14 protein-coding genes are annotated in these 17,779 nt (G+C 39.5%); 2 read left to right on the top strand and 12 right to left on the bottom strand.

What is annotated here, in order from left to right; translation table 11 throughout:
* Window positions 1-291: 291 nt before the first annotated feature.
* Complete coding sequence (locus tag ACQRBH_RS11635; RefSeq protein WP_427761819.1) at window positions 292-1,419, top strand: IS91 family transposase; 1,128 nt, start codon at window positions 292-294, stop codon at window positions 1,417-1,419.
* Window positions 1,420-1,635: 216 nt separating this feature from the next.
* Here the strand turns inward: ACQRBH_RS11635 and ACQRBH_RS11630 are convergent, their stop codons facing one another.
* The 8 genes from ACQRBH_RS11630 to ACQRBH_RS11595 form a co-directional block, all read right to left on the bottom strand.
* The gene (locus ACQRBH_RS11630; RefSeq protein ID WP_427761818.1) at window positions 1,636-2,796 is read right to left on the bottom strand and encodes a double-cubane-cluster-containing anaerobic reductase; all 1,161 of its coding nucleotides are present in this window, start codon (window positions 2,794-2,796) and stop codon (window positions 1,636-1,638) included.
* Between the two features lie 105 nt (window positions 2,797-2,901).
* Window positions 2,902-4,131 carry a PucR family transcriptional regulator gene (locus ACQRBH_RS11625; protein WP_427761817.1) on the bottom strand — a complete coding sequence of 410 codons (1,230 nt, stop codon included), beginning with the start codon at window positions 4,129-4,131 and terminating at the stop codon, window positions 2,902-2,904.
* A gap of 195 nt (window positions 4,132-4,326) precedes the next feature.
* Window positions 4,327-5,073, bottom strand: a complete 747-nt coding sequence (locus tag ACQRBH_RS11620) for an amino acid ABC transporter ATP-binding protein (protein WP_328282621.1) — start codon at window positions 5,071-5,073, stop codon at window positions 4,327-4,329.
* Window positions 5,063-5,755 carry an amino acid ABC transporter permease gene (locus ACQRBH_RS11615; RefSeq protein WP_427761816.1) on the bottom strand — a complete coding sequence of 231 codons (693 nt, stop codon included), beginning with the start codon at window positions 5,753-5,755 and terminating at the stop codon, window positions 5,063-5,065. Before ACQRBH_RS11615 ends, ACQRBH_RS11620 begins: the two co-directional genes overlap by 11 nt.
* Window positions 5,756-5,778: 23 nt before the next feature.
* Entirely contained in the window at window positions 5,779-6,552 is a 774-nt protein-coding gene (locus ACQRBH_RS11610) for a transporter substrate-binding domain-containing protein (protein WP_427761815.1), read from the bottom strand.
* A 142-nt stretch (window positions 6,553-6,694) separates the two neighbouring features.
* Window positions 6,695-7,522 carry an undecaprenyl-diphosphate phosphatase gene (locus ACQRBH_RS11605; protein ID WP_427761814.1) on the bottom strand — a complete coding sequence of 276 codons (828 nt, stop codon included), beginning with the start codon at window positions 7,520-7,522 and terminating at the stop codon, window positions 6,695-6,697.
* 15 nt (window positions 7,523-7,537) lie between these two features.
* Window positions 7,538-8,371: a Cof-type HAD-IIB family hydrolase gene (locus tag ACQRBH_RS11600; protein WP_427761812.1), complete on the bottom strand. Its 834-nt coding sequence runs from the start codon at window positions 8,369-8,371 to the stop codon at window positions 7,538-7,540.
* Window positions 8,361-8,942 (bottom strand): hypothetical protein, encoded by a 582-nt coding sequence (locus ACQRBH_RS11595; protein ID WP_427761811.1) that lies wholly within the window; start codon window positions 8,940-8,942, stop codon window positions 8,361-8,363. Before ACQRBH_RS11595 ends, ACQRBH_RS11600 begins: the two co-directional genes overlap by 11 nt.
* Before the next feature lie 112 nt (window positions 8,943-9,054).
* Between ACQRBH_RS11595 and ACQRBH_RS11590 the strand changes: the two genes are divergently transcribed.
* Window positions 9,055-10,143, top strand: coding sequence for a cell wall hydrolase (locus tag ACQRBH_RS11590; protein ID WP_427761810.1), 1,089 nt, complete (start codon window positions 9,055-9,057; stop codon window positions 10,141-10,143).
* A gap of 168 nt (window positions 10,144-10,311) precedes the next feature.
* Here ACQRBH_RS11590 and ACQRBH_RS11585 read toward each other — a convergent pair whose 3' ends face one another.
* The 4 genes from ACQRBH_RS11585 to ACQRBH_RS11570 form a co-directional block, all read right to left on the bottom strand.
* Entirely contained in the window at window positions 10,312-11,067 is a 756-nt protein-coding gene (locus ACQRBH_RS11585) for a phosphotransferase (protein WP_427761808.1), read from the bottom strand.
* Between the two features lie 233 nt (window positions 11,068-11,300).
* Window positions 11,301-13,913 (bottom strand): bifunctional acetaldehyde-CoA/alcohol dehydrogenase, encoded by a 2,613-nt coding sequence (gene adhE, locus ACQRBH_RS11580; protein ID WP_427761807.1) that lies wholly within the window; start codon window positions 13,911-13,913, stop codon window positions 11,301-11,303.
* A 169-nt stretch (window positions 13,914-14,082) separates the two neighbouring features.
* A complete protein-coding gene (locus tag ACQRBH_RS11575; protein WP_427761806.1) occupies window positions 14,083-15,837 on the bottom strand; it encodes a [FeFe] hydrogenase, group A in 1,755 nt (584 codons plus the stop codon).
* The gene (locus ACQRBH_RS11570; RefSeq protein ID WP_427742611.1) at window positions 15,831-17,663 is read right to left on the bottom strand and encodes an NAD(P)-binding protein; all 1,833 of its coding nucleotides are present in this window, start codon (window positions 17,661-17,663) and stop codon (window positions 15,831-15,833) included. Before ACQRBH_RS11570 ends, ACQRBH_RS11575 begins: the two co-directional genes overlap by 7 nt.
* Window positions 17,664-17,779: the final 116 nt, after the last annotated feature.

The following is a 17,779-nucleotide window of genomic DNA, read 5'->3' as shown; positions in this document are numbered from 1 at the left end:
TTCTTCCTCCTTGTACAACACTCTTACTATTTTATTGAAATAAGCCTTTAGTTTCATCATCTACAATTCCAATATTTTGTCATTCTATTGTGCATTGCGCACAATTTTACGCATTAATATTTGGTTATATTATTTATATAATCTATATATTCTTTAATTTATTTTTATTATCTATATAAACTACAATTTCCCAAAGTAAAAAAGTGTGCTGAGCACACTCTCAGCTCCCCTGCCCCTCAATCATGAGGGGTTGGGGTTTTTCTTTGTGTTTCTATACTGTAAAATAACGCTATGAGCAATATATTACAAACTATTTTTACCGATTATTACGAGCATATTATTTATGAACTTCATCCTCGTCAGACCGAGATTGAAAACATTTCTAAGATGATTCACTGTGGCGACCCATCTTATGGCGGCGCTTTTTTCGCTTGTCCTGATTGTGGTGAACTAAAATTCGTTCCTTTCCGTTGCAAATCTCGGTTTTGCCCTTCTTGCGGAAACATGTATAACCTCAAACGTTCTTTTCACATGTCTTGCAAGTTAGTTTCGTGTGTTCATCGCCATTGCGTTTTCACCATTCCCGAAGAACTTCGTATCTATTTCCTCAAAGATCGTTCTCTTTTAAACTGTCTCTTTTCTTCTGTTAGAGACGTTGTTCTTCGTATGTTCTTTAAGATGAATAAATCTGAATGCTTCACTCCTGGCTTCATCTGTGTTCTCCACACTTTCGGCCGTGATCTCAAATGGAATCCGCATATCCATGCTCTCATCTCTGAAGGAGGTTCTGGTAACATTACTGTTTGGAGAACTGTTAAACACTTTGATTTCACTTTCCTTCGTATCGCTTTTCGTAAAGTTCTTCTTGAAAGACTTACAGAAAAATTAGGCCCTTCTTTTCGCAAAGTTAAAAATGATATTTACAAAAACCATTCCGATGGCTTTTATGTTCGTGCCAAACCTAATCTTTGCACCCCAGATATCACAATCAAATATATTAGTCGTTATCTTGGTCGTCCGGTCATCGCCACTTCCCGCATCGATGATTATGACGGTAATACTGTAACCTTTCATTACACTAGACATGAAGACAATCAAACAATCACCGAATGTGTTCCTGCTTTGGATTTCATCAAAAGACTCATCATTCACATTCCTGAAAAACATTTTAAAATGCTTCGATATTACGGTATCTACGCAAAACATCATAAGCACGAAAAGAAACTACGGCGATGTATCTCTCCCGAAAAGCGTAAATACTTCCGTTCTCTTTTAGATTGGCGCAGTTCAATCTTACTCACCTTTGGATATGATCCTTTAAATTGTCCTAAATGCGGTTCCTCTATGCTCGTACTCGAGGTTTACCACAAAAAAATTGCACTATTTGAACAATATCGAAAGGTAATGGGATATGGATGACTCCACACACCACCATCTTTCTACATCGTCAAATAGTGCATTTAAAAAACAACAAAAAACTCCATAATCAACGTCATCGCGAAGTCCACATCTTCGCTCTTTTGTTATGTCCTTTTTGATTCAAACTTATTATACATCATATTTAACGATTTGAGAAATTTCCTATAAAGAAAAAAATGCTCACCGAAATGGTGAGCATCCAAATCTATTATATTATTATTTCATACGGAGCATTTCAATAAATGCCGCCATCCTTGTGTTCAACTGTCCAATATCCCCTTGCGAATAATCCGTAACAATATCAAGATATGGAATATGCTTTTCTTCATTGACAAAGTTACGGACACTAATTGATTCCATCTGAACAGAATGACATCCCGACAAAATCATCTCCACAACTCCATCGACTTTAAAGTCATCGATCATCCGGCCTAACAACTCAATACGATTATCATTTGGCGTCATAATCGCACACCCAATATAAAAATACTTTTTTGCGATCGCATCATATACATCCGGATTATTCTCATCTACTAATTTATCAATTACTTTTGCACCTGTACAATTTTCAAAAGCAACAACTACACCGCCATTATTCTCAATTGCTTTCACGACTTTTTTCGAATCTCCACCAATTGGACATCCTGTTATCAGTATTCTTGGACGATGTTCCTTCTTTGGTTTCTCTTCATACTCTTCCAGAATCTGATTCGTCAAAGCGTCCAATTCTTCCGAAACTTTCTCCAGATTCAACTTATACTTGCTTCCATATAGTACATCAAGCAATTCCATCCCCATAACTGGAACTGGATCCAATTTCATGACTTCATACAAACGCTTCAACGCTATCCTTCGTCGATTTTCAATCTGAATTGCATGCTTTATATCATCTTCCGTAATAACAACTTGAAATTTTTCTTCCAAATAATTTTTCAGACGGATAATCTCCTGCTTCCACAATTCAAGTCCTTTTTCAGACTGAATATTGGGAAGTTCCATCACAAAGACATCCTTAAATTCCGCCATCATCTCATACATCTTTTTCTTTCCGTCGCATGTCGTCTCTCCAACAACGAGATCAGAAAAATGAAAATACGGACATCTGTCAGAAATTGCATATCCATAGCTAGATTTAATTAAGGGGCAAATATTTTTCGGCAATATACTCTCTGCAATCTGAACTGTTTCTTCAGATGACGAGCATAATCCTACCGGCACAGCTCCCATAGCAATTGCTATTTCACGCGGAAAGTAAGAGCAATACGCTCCTATTATAGGGGTTCCCTTTTCTTTAAATTCTTTTATAGTTAAAAAAGACTGTTTTTTTTGCTCTGCAAACTCTTCAAAAATCTCAGGAAGCTCTTTAATAATATTCATATTAACTCTCCTCACACATTATCACTTTTATCTTAGCATATGCTTCCCAAAATTCCAATTATTCTCCATACAAACATCGTTCTCTCAATTATGCAAACTGCACAATCACATGCTCTCCTCCTGCTCCTGAAGCATAATACTGAGCATTAATCGCCTGGAAACTACTGGATCATTAATATCTACATCCAATATTTCATTAATCTTCCCAAGCCTATAGATCATCGTATTCCGGTGAATATATAATTTCTTGGATGTCATACTTACATTATTGCCATGAAGCAGATATTCTTTTAATGTATTATAAAATTCAGTCCCTTTCGCTTCATCTTCAAATTTCAATTGCAAAAGCTCATGTTCCAGATATCTCGCTTTTCCAATATAAGGTGCTGCACAGGAACATACAATCTGAATATAGTAATCATATTCCATATACAGTCTCTTATCTGGTTCCACTTTTCGCCCAATCTCAAGCGCTCTTAAGACCATAAAACTTTTTTTATCAATCAGTTCAATTTTTTCAAATACATCACTAAATCCACAGAGCATATCATACTTCTCGCAGATTTTATCTAAAATATGTCGTATAATTCCTTTTGTCTCTTCCAGATGAATATCGCAAAATAATACACTCAATGTACGTTCCTTAATATATACAAATGAATTATGATATACATCTATTATCTGATTTCCGGCTTTCTGAAGACAAACCATGCTATCTTTTTTTAATTCCAGAGTGGCAACAATAAACGGTGCTTTTACATATGCATCATACATTTCCTGCATACCCTTAAGTCTCAACCGTTCTTCAGTTTCTCCTTCAAACAAGCTTCTTGCAATCATTCGTCTAAGGGTAGATGAATGATAATGGACCTGTGTTCCATAACGTTCAAGCACCATTCCCAACGCCTGACAGGTAATGTCATTTACCTGACAAATCAACTCTTTTTCATCTTCTGACATATCTGCATCTGAAGAAATTATTTCGATGCAAAAGCCTTCCGTATTTCCTTTGACTTCTATAGAATTAACTACTTTATACTCTCCATCATCTTCTATATAAGTAGATGTTTTTTGTTCATTCTTATTTTGACATTCTATACATTTAGTGATAATTTTAATCATAGAATCATTATAATCAATCTCTTGTTCTGACAGATATCCCATATCCTGTTTTTTACCAGAAGCGGCCAGTACTTTTCCTCCAATATCCACTACCAAAAAAGACACTTCTGCATAATCCGCAATACTGTTGATTACTTTTTGCATATTACATTCTGTACTTATTATTTCAAATACTTTTCTGTAACACACATTTAAGTCAAAATTCTCTTTCATGTATATATGCCCCCATTTTGCGACATCATTTACCACTCTAAAAGCACTTTTAGATATTAATTTTATTATATTAAAGATAAAAATCTCTGTCCAATCGTTAATGTCTATATTCGGGTTCACTTATAATAATAGTCAATTTTATATAAAAAAGGACATCTCATTTTGTAAGATATCCTTTTAACATATCATATTCTATTACAATATCTTCGATAAGAACTCCTGAAGTCTGGGATCCTTCGGATGTTCAAAGAACTCTTTCGGAGTTCCCTGTTCTTTGATCTGTCCTTCATCCATAAAAATAACTCTGGAAGCAACTTCTTTGGCAAATCCCATCTCATGGGTCACTACCACCATCGTCATTCCATCTTTCGCAAGCTGCTTCATCAACTCCAGAACTTCACCAACCATCTCTGGATCAAGGGCTGATGTCGGCTCATCAAAAAGCATAACATCTGGATCCATTGCCAGAGAACGGATGATTGCAATACGCTGCTTCTGTCCACCCGATAATTGAGATGGATAAGCATTTGCTTTTTCCTGCAGCCCAACCAATTCCAACAGTTCCATTGCCCGCTTCTGCGCATCTTCTGTCTTCTGTCCAAGAAGCTTGATTGGTGCCAGCGTAATATTCTGCAGAATCGTCTTATGCGGGAACAGATTAAAGTGCTGGAATACCATTCCCATCTTCTGACGATGCTTATTAATGTCTACATTTTTATCTGTTATATCTACACCTTCAAAATACACATGGCCTCTGGAAGGTACTTCCAACAGATTCAATGAACGCAGGAAAGTAGATTTTCCAGAACCTGACGGTCCAACGATTACTACTACCTCCCCTTTCTTTATCTCCTCGGAAACTCCGTTAAGCGCATGCAGTTCCCCGAAGATCTTATGTAATCCTTCTACCTTAATTAAAGTATCTCCTTGATTAGTGGTCACTGCTTCTTAATCTCCTTTCCAGAATATTTACAAGCTTTGTAAATATAAGTACCATTGCAAGATAGATCAATGCAACAGCAATCAAAGGCATAAAAGCGTCATATGTACGACTTCTGATGATATCTCCGCCTTTGGTAAGATCCTGCAGGGCAATATAACCAGATACAGACGTCTCTTTCAAAAGTACAATGAACTCATTTCCCAAAGCCGGCAAAACATTCTTAAATGCCTGCGGCATTATAATATACATCATAGTCTGGGCGTAATTAAATCCAAGACTTCTTCCTGCTTCGAACTGCCCGCTGTCTACAGACATAATTCCCGAACGGAAGATCTCTGCCACGTACGCTCCCGAATTTAACCCGAACGCCATTACTGCAACAATTACCTTGCTGATATCCATACTTCCAAAGATAACGAAATAAATGATCAACAGCTGTACAACAACTGGTGTTCCACGGATTACAGTAAGATAAAGCTTACAAATTGCGTTCAAAATCTTAAGTTTTCCTGTCTTATCACAAGTAGAGCGGACTACAGCTACCAGAAATCCCAATACAATTCCGATCAGGACGGCAAAAAACGTTACTTGAAGTGTAATACCTAATCCATCCCAGATATATTTCCAACGGTCATCTTTTATAAAATTAAGATAAAACTTATCTTGAAATGTCTGTAACATATCCCTACATCCTTACTCTCTGATTATTCAGCGTCTGCTTTAATGTATTTTCCAATGATTTCGTCTAACTTACCAGAATCTTTTAACTTTGCAAGAGCATCGTTGATCTGGTCTTTCAACTCTGTATTGTCTTTTGCGATTGCAATTGCATATTCCTCTTCTGTAAATGCTTCATCTAAGATCTTAAGACCTTCTGCTTCTTTTACAAACTCTTTTGCAGGCTGACCATCGATTACAACTGCATCGATCTTGCCCTGTGTCAATGCCTGAACCGCTTCAAAACCTTTGTTATACTGCTCAACAGTTGCATCTTCGATATCACTTGCACAGATATCACCTGTTGTTCCTAACTGTACACCGACTTTCTTTCCTACCAGATCGTCTGGTCCTGCAATATCGCTGTCCTCTTTTACAATAACAACCTGCGTTGCTGTTGCATATGGCTCTGAAAAGTCTACACTTTCCTTACGGTCTTCCGTAACAGTCATACCAGCAACACCTATATCAGCTTTTCCTGCTGTAACAGCCGGAATGATAGAATCAAATGCCATATCTTCAATCTCTAGTTCCATGCCAAGTTCTTCTGCAATAGCTTCTGCAATCTCAGCATCGATTCCAACAATTTCATCACCCTCATGGTATTCATACGGTGGGAATTCTGCGTTGGTAGCCATTACCAATTTGTCAGCCTTGCCACCATCCTCAGATTCTCCAGAATCTTTCTTAGATCCACATGCTGCCAATGAGAATACACATGCAGCTACTAATAATACACTAACTATTTTTTTCAGTTTCATACCTAATCTCCTCCAATTTGCTTTATTTATTATTCTGCATAAAAATACAAGCTAGTTCATATTTTATCATATTTTCCATAAAAAACAAGTGGATTTTTCCACATATTTTACAGGAAAAATCCACTTGACTATGGATAAATTTTTATGCAAGAAATGCCTTAACAATCGTCACGAGAATAATCAAAGCTCCCAGTACAATTCTGTAGTATCCAAACACTTTGAAATCATGCTTCTTGATATATCCCATCAGAAACTTGATTGCAACAATCGATAATCCAAATGACACCAGACATCCCAGGAGCAAAAGTCCCAATTCTGAACCTGTAAAGTGGAGCCCAAATTTTACTAACTTCAGGAAGCTTGCACCAAACATGACCGGAATTGCAAGAAAGAAGGTAAATTCCGCAGCCACTTCTCTGGAGATACCAATCAGTAAAGCTCCGATAATCGTTGCCCCTGATCTGGAAGTTCCAGGAATTAACGCTAACATTTGAAAAAATCCAATCCACAGAAGCATGGGAACCGTCAACTCTGAGATTCTTCTTACAGTTGCTCTTCTTCCTGCATTCCGATTTTCTACAATTATAAAGAGAATACCATAGACAATCAACATAACTGCTACAGGCAATGGTTTATAGAATATCTCATCTAAAATATCATTAAACAACAATCCTATCACTGCAGCTGGAACAGATGCAATCAATACCTTAATCCACATCTGCCAGGTAAGCATCTTCTGCTTCTGGGTTTTCTTTGGCGAGAATGGGTTCAATTTATGAAAATACAGAACTACGACTGCCATAATCGCTCCCAATTGAATCACAACATTAAACATTTCCATAAATTCATCGCTCATACTTGGCGAAAGCAGATCCCCTACCAGAATCAAATGCCCTGTACTGCTGACAGGAAGCCACTCCGTAATACCTTCAACAATTCCCAGAATGATTACTTTTAATACATCTAACATTTTTCTCTCCTTTTCTTACTGCAGCACATGCTCTTCTATAAAATGTGCAACTCCATCTTCGTCATTCGACAGTGTCGTCACATAATCTGCCGCTGCTCTTACCTCTTCAGTTCCATTAAGCATCGCAACACCAATACCTGCCTTATGTATCATGCTCAAATCATTCGATCCATCTCCAAATGCCATAATTTCTTCCCTATTAATTCCAAGAATATTTCCGAGCTGCATCAAAGCATTTCCTTTACTGACACCTGCTGCATTAACCTCTATATTCTTAGTCAATGCACCTGTAACCTCTATATCCGGTATTGCTTTTAATTCTTCCAGTGCTGCATTGCGATCTTCTATATTCGCAAATATTGCCTGTACCTTGTCACTTCCCCTGTTCTCCTCCTCAAACTTTGCACAAATATCAGGTACTGCGATTCGGGTCTTCACCAGATAATCTGCCATCGGCGCCTCTTCAAGATAACGATCAATAGCTTCCAATGCATCTTTCTCGGCATATCCCTTTCCATCGTAATAAATCTCTCTTAACGTATCATAATGTTCAAATATGTCCAGAAGCATTCTTGCTGTTTCTAATGGAACGGGGCACTCATAGATTGCCTTGTTCTGTCTCACATCAATGATTCTTCCCCCGTTGGCGGTTACCGCATACTTAAAATCAAGAATATCAAATAATTCATTGGGGATTCCACTGATTGGTCTTCCGGTCGCCGGCATCACAATAATTCCCTGTGCCGCCGCATCCTTCAATACCTTTTCTGTATACGGCGTAATCTTTTTCTCTGAAGTCAGGAGCGTTCCGTCCAGATCAAGCGCTATTAATTTTATCTTACTTCTCATATGCAGATAATTCCTTTCTATCTTTTGAAAATAACATCAGCGATCTGCTAATCTTATTCTGAGCCTGTTCATACGCCTGTTCTCCATGTTCGATTAACTTTTCTACAACCTGTTTCTGTCCGGCTGGTGCAAATAGGAGCGTATCCTTTGCCGGCACCATAATGATCAGATCGTCTTTTAATTTGTCTACACAGACCCGCCAGATATGTTTAAAGCATAACGCACTTGCTTCATAGTGTCCATCCGCAATAATCGCAAATCCGCCATACCAGGTATTTGCAATGACAAATTCTACATCTCTGTTCAAATTCTCACAAGCAATGTGATATAATTCCTCAATATCGCATTCCGGCGGAAGCATATTATCCTTTAGAACTTCATATGCTTCATCGCTTCTTTTAATAACAAATATAATCTTCAAATCACCGATAAATGCCACAACAGGAGTATCCTGTTCAGAAATCCTCTTGCCATTCAAGGCCTGTGTATCTGTAAGTTCTTCTTTTATCCAAGGATAAATATGTTTTTTTATATTGTCATATTTATAATGCTCTTCTTCATATTTTTTCATATGCATTCCTCTCAATCTTAAATTCTATATTCTATTCTAACAAAGTTTGCTTTATAAAGCAATTTGTTGTATAATATGTTGTGCACTTATCGTAGATAGAAAGGATATGAATATGATAAACCCAAAAAAGAAACGTATATTACGGTCACTCATAGCAATTGCTATCTCCACCGTAACAATTGCTTCTACAAATATTCCGGTATTCGCAGCGCCTTCTGCTGATGAATTGGAGATAACGACTGGTGGATTACAAGATCAGTTAGATGATTTGAACAGCCAATTATCTGCTCTAAGCGCTGAGTTGGACTCTGCCGCAGCTCAGATTGAGGACTTATCAGCTGAGGTCGAGAAAGCCAAGCTGGATTTGGCCGCAGCTCAATTAAATGAAGAACTGCAGTATGATTCCATGAAAGATAGAATCAAATTCATGTATGAAGGTGGCAATGTTTCTTTATTGCAGATATTATTTTCTTCAGAAGATATGGCTGATTTTCTGAATAAGGCAGAATATGTCTCAACTATCAGTGAGTATGACAGACATATGTTGGACGAGTTAAAAGAGGTTCGTGTCAATGTAGAAAAAAAACAAGAGGATCTGACTGCAAAGCAGGAAGAGCTTGCACAGATGCAAAGTGATCTGACCGCAAAAGAAGAAGAGCTCAACTCAAAGATTGCTTCTACTTCCGGACAATTGGATGATTATAAAGAACAGCTAGACCGTGCACGTGCCGCTGAGGAAGCAAGCAAAACTGCACAGAATAACCAGATTGCAGGTTCCGTCACATCGCCTGGCAATGGTGGTCAGAACAACAATGGTTCTTCAGGTTCAACTACCAACGGAGGAAATCCAATCGATGCTTCCACCTCAGATGTAGCTTTGTTTGCCGCTTTACTTCAATGTGAGGCCGGTAATAGCTATGATGGTATGTTAGCTGTAGCAACGGTTATCATGAACCGTGTTGCCAGCCCGAGTTATCCAAGCACCTTACGCGGTGTCATCTATCAGTCTGGACAATTTAGTCCTACCTGGAATGGTTCTCTGGAGCGTGTCCTTGCAAAAGGGCCATCCTCAACAGCATATTCTGTTGCACAGGCTGCCCTGGGCGGTGCACGACACTCTGCGGTTCTTCATTGCTATAGCTTCAATTATGCAGGTTCTGGAATTCAGGGAATTAATATTGGCGGAAATGTATTTTATTAATATCTTGATATGATATTTTAATATGATATTTTTATCTTGCTTATTAACTTCACAGATAGATAATATATATCATCATATAACTTAAGAGAGAGGATATGGAATTTATTTTCTGCATCCTCTCTCTTTTACTTTATTCTATTTTACTTTATTCCATTTTATTCAACATGGCTATTGATAATCCATAACGTCAATCCATTTCATGAGGAAATCTTTTTCCAACTCATTATCTTTTTCTAACTGTGATGCTGCTACGATTGGAAGCCATTGCTGTACATACTGCTTTGCAGTGTCACTCTTCTTGCAGAAAAGCTTCATATAGAGGTCAGCTGCATCCTGATCTTTCAGTGCAAAAAGAAGATAAGTCATAGCTGCATCCGCACTGGCATTTCCCTGGGTCGCATGCGCCCAGTCAACAACCGTCATCTTGCCATTCTTTCCTACAATTACATTACTTGGATTAAAATCACCGTGACAAAGCTTAGTGTGCTTCGGCATACTCTCCAGACGCGTCAACAATTCATACCTCTGTGTTGCATCTAATTCTTTCAATCCATTAATCTGTCTCGCCAGTTTATCTTTTAATTTGTTAAGCATCGGCGCTTTCTTACTCTGAACCTTCAGCTGCAGTTCCACAAAATCCGACATATATTTTTCCAGATTATCATGGTCCACCTTCATCATCTCTTCCAAAGTCTTTCCTTCTTTATACTCTATAACCAGAGCCCATTTACCATCAATCTGTGTAACTTCTTTTAGTTGCGGAATATCCAATCCTGATTCCTCTACTCTTACTGTATTCAACGCCTCATTAAACACTGCAGATTTTGGATGTGTGGTCTCGAATACCTTGACAATCTCTTTATCGCATTTGTAGACTTCTTTGTACGGACGTTTCACGATCAAATTACTTCCTTCAAGTTTCATAAGCTGTGCCTCCTTGTATAATACTTCCGATCTTTTATTTGTTAACTGCATTATACACCCTTAAATTTCATTTGGAAAGAGTAATTTGATATTTTTTTAACTTATTTTTATTGCATATTTTTATTGTTAAATAATTAACTTTATTCATTTGGGTACACCCCTTTTTCCATTTAGGTACACCACAAAACACAATTAGGGACGTAGACTTTTTTAAAAAGTCTACGTCCCTAATATTAACCGTAGTAACACTTCAGATAGATTTCTTTCATTTCTTTCATGAGTGGATATCTCGGGTTTGCTCCTGTACACTGGTCGTTGAAGGCTTGTTCAACCATGTCATCCAATGTATCGAGGAAGTATTTCTCGTCGATTCCGTATTCTTTGATGGATTTTTTGATTCCGATCTTTTCTTTGAGGTCTTCCAGTTTTGCGAGGAAGTTTTCGAATACTTCTTCGTCTGTCTTGCCTTGGCATCCGGCGAAGCGTCCTAATTCTGCGTATCTTGCAAGTGCGTGTGGATACTGGTACTGGGAGAATGTTCCCATCTTGGTCGGAACTTCTGCTGCATTGTATCTCATGACTTCTGTCAGGAGAACTGCGTTTGCGACACCGTGTGGCAAGTGATGGAATGCTCCAAGTTTGTGGGCCATGGAGTGGTTCAGGCCAAGGAAAGCATTTGCGAATGCCATACCAGCCATACAGGATGCATTTGCCATCTTTTCTCTTGCAATTGGGTCATTGGCTCCATTTGCATATGCGGAAGGCAGATAATCGAATACCATCTTAACGGCTTTCATAGCAAGTCCATCTGTAAAGTCTGTTGCCATAATGGATACGTATGCTTCGATTGCGTGTGTCATGACATCAATACCGGATGCGCTTGTCAGTCCTTTTGGTGCTGTCATTGCATTGTCTACGTCGACGATTGCCATATCTGGAAGTAATTCGTAATCTGCGATTGGCCATTTTACGCCTGTCTCTGCATCAGTGATGATGGCAAATGGTGTCACTTCAGAACCTGTACCAGAAGATGTCGGGATTGCAACAAAGTAGGCTTTCTCTCCCATTTTAGGGAAGGTAAATACTCTCTTGCGGATATCCATGAAGTCCATAGCCATGTCTTCAAAGTTTGCTTCTGGATGCTCATACATCAGCCACATAATCTTCGCTGCATCCATTGCAGATCCACCGCCAAGTGCGATGATTGTATCTGGTTCAAATGCTCTCATCTGGTCTGTTCCTTTTTGTGCACACTGCAGAGTCGGATCTGGTGCTACTTCATAGAAGCATGTATGCTGAATTCCCATCTGGTCTAATTTCTCTTCAATTGGTTTTACATAACCATTTTTATATAAGAAGGTATCTGTTACGATAAATGCTTTTTTCTTGTGCATCACTGTTCCGAGTTCATCGAGTGCCACCGGCATACAGCCTTTCTTAAAGTATACTTTCTCAGGTGTTCTAAACCACAGCATATTTTCTCTCCTCTCTGCGACCGTCTTAATGTTGATCAGATGTTTTACACCTACGTTCTCAGATACAGAGTTGCCTCCCCAAGAACCACATCCAAGTGTAAGAGATGGAGCAAGTTTAAAGTTATAAAGATCACCGATACCGCCCTGAGAAGATGGAGTATTGATTAAGATACGACAAGTCTTCATTGCTTCTGCATGTTTTGCAATCTTCTCTTTCTCTGCAGGATGAATATACAGAGAAGATGTATGTCCATATCCGCCATCTGCTACCAACTGTTCAGCTTTTGCAAGGGCTTCATCAAATGTTTTTGCTCGGTACATTCCAAGTACCGGAGATAATTTCTCATGCGCAAATTCTTCAGAGATATCAACGGATTCCACTTCACCGATTAAGATCTTGGTATCTTCCGGAACATCTACACCTGCGAGTTTTGCAATCTCATATGCAGATTTTCCTGGGATCTTATTATTTAAGGCACCGTTGATAATGATAGTCTTACGAACTTTATCCAGCTCTTCGCCTTTTTTCAGGAAATAGCATCCACGATATGCAAATTCTTTCTTTACTTCATCATAGATACTGTCGAGCACCGTTACAGACTGTTCGGATGCACAGATCATACCATTGTCAAATGTTTTAGAATGAATGATAGAATTTACTGCCATCTTGATATCTGCTGTCTCGTCAATAATAACAGGAGTATTTCCAGGTCCAACACCAAGTGCCGGTTTTCCTGAAGAGTATGCAGCCTTCACCATTCCAGGTCCACCTGTTGCAAGGATAATATCTGCATCTCTCATAACTGTATTGGTAAGTTCCAGGGACGGAACGTCAATCCATCCGATAATTCCTTCCGGTGCTCCTGCTTTGACAGCTGCATCCAGAACAATCTTTGCTGCAGCGATCGTACAGGCTTTTGCTGCCGGATGTGGACTGATGATAATTGCATTTCTGGTCTTCAAGCAGATCAATGTTTTGAAAATTGCTGTTGATGTTGGGTTAGTTGTAGGAATAACTGCCGCTACAAGGCCAATTGGTTCCGCAATCTTCTTAATTCCATATGCTGGGTCTTCTTCAATAACTCCGCAAGTCTTGGTATTCTTATAAGCATTGTAAATATACTCTGCTGCGTAATGATTCTTAATAACCTTATCTTCCACGATACCACGACCAGTTTCCTCAACTGCCTGTTTTGCAAGAGGAATTCGCATCTTGTTTGCTGCCATTGCTGCCTCGAAGAAGATCTTATCTACCTGCTCCTGTGTGAATGTAGCGAAGATCTTCTGTGCTTCTCTCATCGCCTTCATCTTTGCTTCAAGAGCTTCGACATTATCAATAATCTCTGGTACTGCCTCTTTTTTCTTTGCCATTTTGATTATCCTCCCTGTAACTGTGTTACTATCGTTTCAATGGTCATAGTATAACTGTGTGTTAATTATTTGTCAATATGTTTTTGATATTTTTTTAACAATAATGACAAAAAAAATAACAGGGGACGTAGTATTTTTTAATTTTACTACGTCCCCTATTAACTATTTTTTAAAATCCTTTGCCGTAATTTACTATTTTTGCATCATGTTCTGTATGTAACAGCATATGCGCTTTATGTGACATTGGTTTTTCAAAATATTCTTCGTACATTTGAAGGATATCTGGATTCTCATGTGAGAATCGAATGTCATAATTATCATCCAGATAATACAGGTTCTTGCCGCGTTCAAAGGCCAGTTCTTCACCATCATGGATTGGCTGTCCGCCTCCGCCTACGCAGCCTCCTGGACATGCCATAACTTCTACGAAGTCGTAGTGTACTTCTCCTCGTTCTATCTTATCAAGCAATGCTCTGGTATTGCCAAGACCGCTTACAACAGCGGTTCTGACGGTAATATCATTGATCTGGAAATCTGCTTCCTGTACACCATCATTTTCGTTGAAGCCTTGACTTCTTACTGCAGTAAATGCATCTGCCGGTGGATTTTCTCCTTTGATGATATAATATGCGGATCGAAGCGCTGCTTCCATTACACCGCCAGTTGCTCCAAAGATGACACCAGCTCCTGTACCAGCCTGCATCGGGCGGTCGCTTTCAATATCTACCAATGTATCAGGGCTGATGTGCGCAGAACGAATCATTCTTACCAGCTCTCTGGTCGTGATTACTGTATCTATGTCACGTCCTGCATATTCTCCATAGAACAGCTCCATCTCACTCTCGCCTTTTTTCGCCACACAAGGCATTACAGACACGGTATAGATCTTCTCTGGTGATACGCCTAGTTTTTCTGCAAAATAGGTCTTCATTGCTGCACCAAACATCTGTTGTGGTGATTTTGCAGAGGATAAATATTTTACCAAATGTGGATACTGTGTTTTAATAAAACGAATCCATCCTGGGCAGCATGACGTAAACATCGGGCGTTCTTTCAGCTCACCGCTTGTAAAGCGTTGAACGAATTCGTGGCCTTCTTCCATGATTGTCAGATCAGCTGAAAATACAGTATCAAACACGTAATCCACACCCATACGCTTCAAGGCATCCAAGATCTTTCCAATGGTTGCATCTTCTGGAGCAAGTCCAATCTGTTCACCCCATGCAGCACGTACAGCCGGTGCAACCTGAGCCACAACAATTTTATCTGGATCTGCAATTGCTTCCCATACCTTTTCCGTATCATTTCTTTCACTCAATGCTCCTACCGGACAATGTGTAATACACTGACCGCACAATGAACAGTCTGCTTCCAGAATATTCTTATGACCGCCTACATTTACAGTCGTTCTGGATCCGGTTCCTTCCACATCCCAGACACTCAATCCCTGTACTTTATCACAGACCTGGATACAACGCATACACTTGATACATTTGGATGAATCACGGATCAATGGGAAATTATTATTCCAAGGCTGTTTCTCGATCTCCATCTTGTACGGAATATCGATAATATTCAGGTCATTGGCAACTGACTGAAGACTACAGTTACCGCTTCTTGAACATGCCACGCACTGGCAATTATGCTGAGATAAAATCAACTCTACATTGGTTTTTCTGTCCCTGCGTACTTTTGGACTGTTCGTATGAATTACCATACCTTCCTCAGCAACATTATTACATGAGGTAATCAGTTTATCCTTTCCCTCTAATTCAACTACACATACACGACAGGCTGCGATTTCATTTATTCCTTTCAGATAACACAATTTTGGAATATGGATCCCATTTTGAGCGGCAGCCTCCATAATCGTGGTATTTTCTTTTACGGATATTTGTTTTCCATCAATTACAAGATTTACCATAATGTCTCTCTGCCTCCCTTAAATATGCCATATCCAAAATGATCACACCGCAGACATCTGCTTGCTTCCTGTTTCGCTTCTTTTTCGGTCATGCAGTTTTCCACACCCTCAAAATCACAGACTCTTTCACAAGCTTCACGTTCTGTAAGATTCACGCGTCCACAAGGTGTACGGTCATCCAGATGTGCCTCTGGAATCTCTACGTCACAGGAAATCTCATGGTGATAGCCGAGATATTCGTCGATATTAGCCGCTACGACCTTCGCTGCGGCAATTGCCTTGATTACAGAAGCAGGTCCGCTTGCGCAGTCTCCTCCCGCAAATACTCCTGGCATATTTTCAAAGGTTCCCGTGCTCTTTGTAACAATCTTACCACGTTCTACCGGAATACCAGCTTCTTCAAAATGGCGTGTCTCAATATTCTGACCAATTGCAACAACCAATACATCGCATGGAATATAAATATCCTCTTCGCCAGTCGGTTTGATACTTGCTCGTCCATCCTTGATCGCACTTACCATCTGCGGAGTCACATAGATACCTTTGATGTGATTATTTTCATCAATATCCAGTGACGCAGGTGCTTTTAATGTCTGAAGTTCGATTCCTTCAGCCACAGCGCCGTCAATTTCTCCTGGAAGAGCTGTCATATCTGCAACTCTTCTTCTATACACAATACTTACTTTCTTAGCACCGAGACGTTTTGCCGTACGAACCGCATCCATAGAAACATTGCCGCCCCCGATGACAGCAACTTCCTTGCCGGTCAGGTCCATAATCTCGTTCTTTCCTACATTTCTCAGGAACTGAACAGCAGATAATACTCCATCTGCATCTTCCCCTTCCAGTCCCAGTTTTTTATCTGTGCTTGCCCCAATCGTAATCAGCACAGCATCGTATTGTGCTCTCAGTTCTTGAATTGTGATATCCTGTCCAATCTTAAGACCATGTTTTACCTCTACGCCAGTCTTTAAAATAGCATTGATATCTTCGTCTAATCTTTCCTTAGGCAGACGATAATTCGGAATTCCATAACGAAGCATTCCCCCAAGTTTTGGAAGCATCTCATATACCGTAGCCTGATGACCCATCAGTTGCAGATAGTAAGCTGCACTTAATCCTCCTGGACCTCCGCCGAGTACAGCAATTCTCTTTCCTGTACTTGGTGCACATGTCGGTGGCTCTACCTCACCAGCAAAATCAGCAGCCACCCTCTTGAGACCACGAATGTTGATGGAATCATCCACCATATTTCTTCTGCAGCGTGCTTCACACGGATGCTCACAGATAAAACCGCAAGTTGTTGGAAATGGATTATCTTTTCGGATTAAACGGATAGCATCTGCATATCTGCCTTCTCCTACAAGCGCTATGTAACCCGGAATATCTACATGTGCCGGACACAAAGATACACACGGTACCGGCTGATTATATGTACAGGTACATCTTCCATTTTTAATATGCTCCACATAATCATCACGGTATCCGATCAGTCCCTTATATACCATATTTGCAGCTTCATACCCAATGGCACAATCGGCTGACTCCATGATAGACAAGGCGGTCTGCTCCATAACATCCAATGTCTCCATAGTTGCTTTTCCATCAAGAACATCCTTGATAAAATGGTTTAACTGTCCCAGCCCTATACGACACGGAACACATTTTCCACATGTCTGCGCATGGCATAATTCCAAAAATGCACGTGACATGTCTACCGGGCATAATCCCGGTGGGCTGGATTCAATTCTTCGCTCTAAGTCTTTATACAATCCTTCCATTACAATTCTGGCTCTCTTAGGCGAAGCGATCTCTAACCTACTCATTAACAACATCCCTTCTTTCTTTTTTCTGGTGCATCACACAGTTTATTTATTATATCACTATATTTGAAGTTTGTATTCAGTTTTTCTATAAGTAGATTATTTAACGATATAGACAG

Source organism: Bariatricus sp. SGI.161, assembly GCF_050313695.1.
Lineage (GTDB): Bacteria > Bacillota > Clostridia > Lachnospirales > Lachnospiraceae > JAFBIX01.
Note: the sequence above shows the minus strand (reverse complement) of the source record. Positions and strands in the feature narration are given on the sequence as shown.

What these genes read in the sequence shown, in the direction of transcription:
- ACQRBH_RS11635 (WP_427761819.1), top strand. Translation starts at nt 292, where the DNA reads ATGAGCAATATATTACAAACTATTTTTACCGATTATTACGAGCATATT.
- ACQRBH_RS11630 (WP_427761818.1), bottom strand. Translation starts at nt 2,796, where the DNA reads ATGAATATTATTAAAGAGCTTCCTGAGATTTTTGAAGAGTTTGCAGAG.
- ACQRBH_RS11625 (WP_427761817.1), bottom strand. Translation starts at nt 4,131, where the DNA reads ATGAAAGAGAATTTTGACTTAAATGTGTGTTACAGAAAAGTATTTGAA.
- ACQRBH_RS11615 (WP_427761816.1), bottom strand. Translation starts at nt 5,755, where the DNA reads ATGTTACAGACATTTCAAGATAAGTTTTATCTTAATTTTATAAAAGAT.
- ACQRBH_RS11610 (WP_427761815.1), bottom strand. Translation starts at nt 6,552, where the DNA reads ATGAAACTGAAAAAAATAGTTAGTGTATTATTAGTAGCTGCATGTGTA.
- ACQRBH_RS11605 (WP_427761814.1), bottom strand. Translation starts at nt 7,522, where the DNA reads ATGTTAGATGTATTAAAAGTAATCATTCTGGGAATTGTTGAAGGTATT.
- ACQRBH_RS11600 (WP_427761812.1), bottom strand. Translation starts at nt 8,371, where the DNA reads ATGAGAAGTAAGATAAAATTAATAGCGCTTGATCTGGACGGAACGCTC.
- ACQRBH_RS11595 (WP_427761811.1), bottom strand. Translation starts at nt 8,942, where the DNA reads ATGAAAAAATATGAAGAAGAGCATTATAAATATGACAATATAAAAAAA.
- ACQRBH_RS11590 (WP_427761810.1), top strand. Translation starts at nt 9,055, where the DNA reads ATGATAAACCCAAAAAAGAAACGTATATTACGGTCACTCATAGCAATT.
- ACQRBH_RS11585 (WP_427761808.1), bottom strand. Translation starts at nt 11,067, where the DNA reads ATGAAACTTGAAGGAAGTAATTTGATCGTGAAACGTCCGTACAAAGAA.
- adhE (WP_427761807.1), bottom strand. Translation starts at nt 13,913, where the DNA reads ATGGCAAAGAAAAAAGAGGCAGTACCAGAGATTATTGATAATGTCGAA.
- ACQRBH_RS11575 (WP_427761806.1), bottom strand. Translation starts at nt 15,837, where the DNA reads ATGGTAAATCTTGTAATTGATGGAAAACAAATATCCGTAAAAGAAAAT.
- ACQRBH_RS11570 (WP_427742611.1), bottom strand. Translation starts at nt 17,663, where the DNA reads ATGAGTAGGTTAGAGATCGCTTCGCCTAAGAGAGCCAGAATTGTAATG.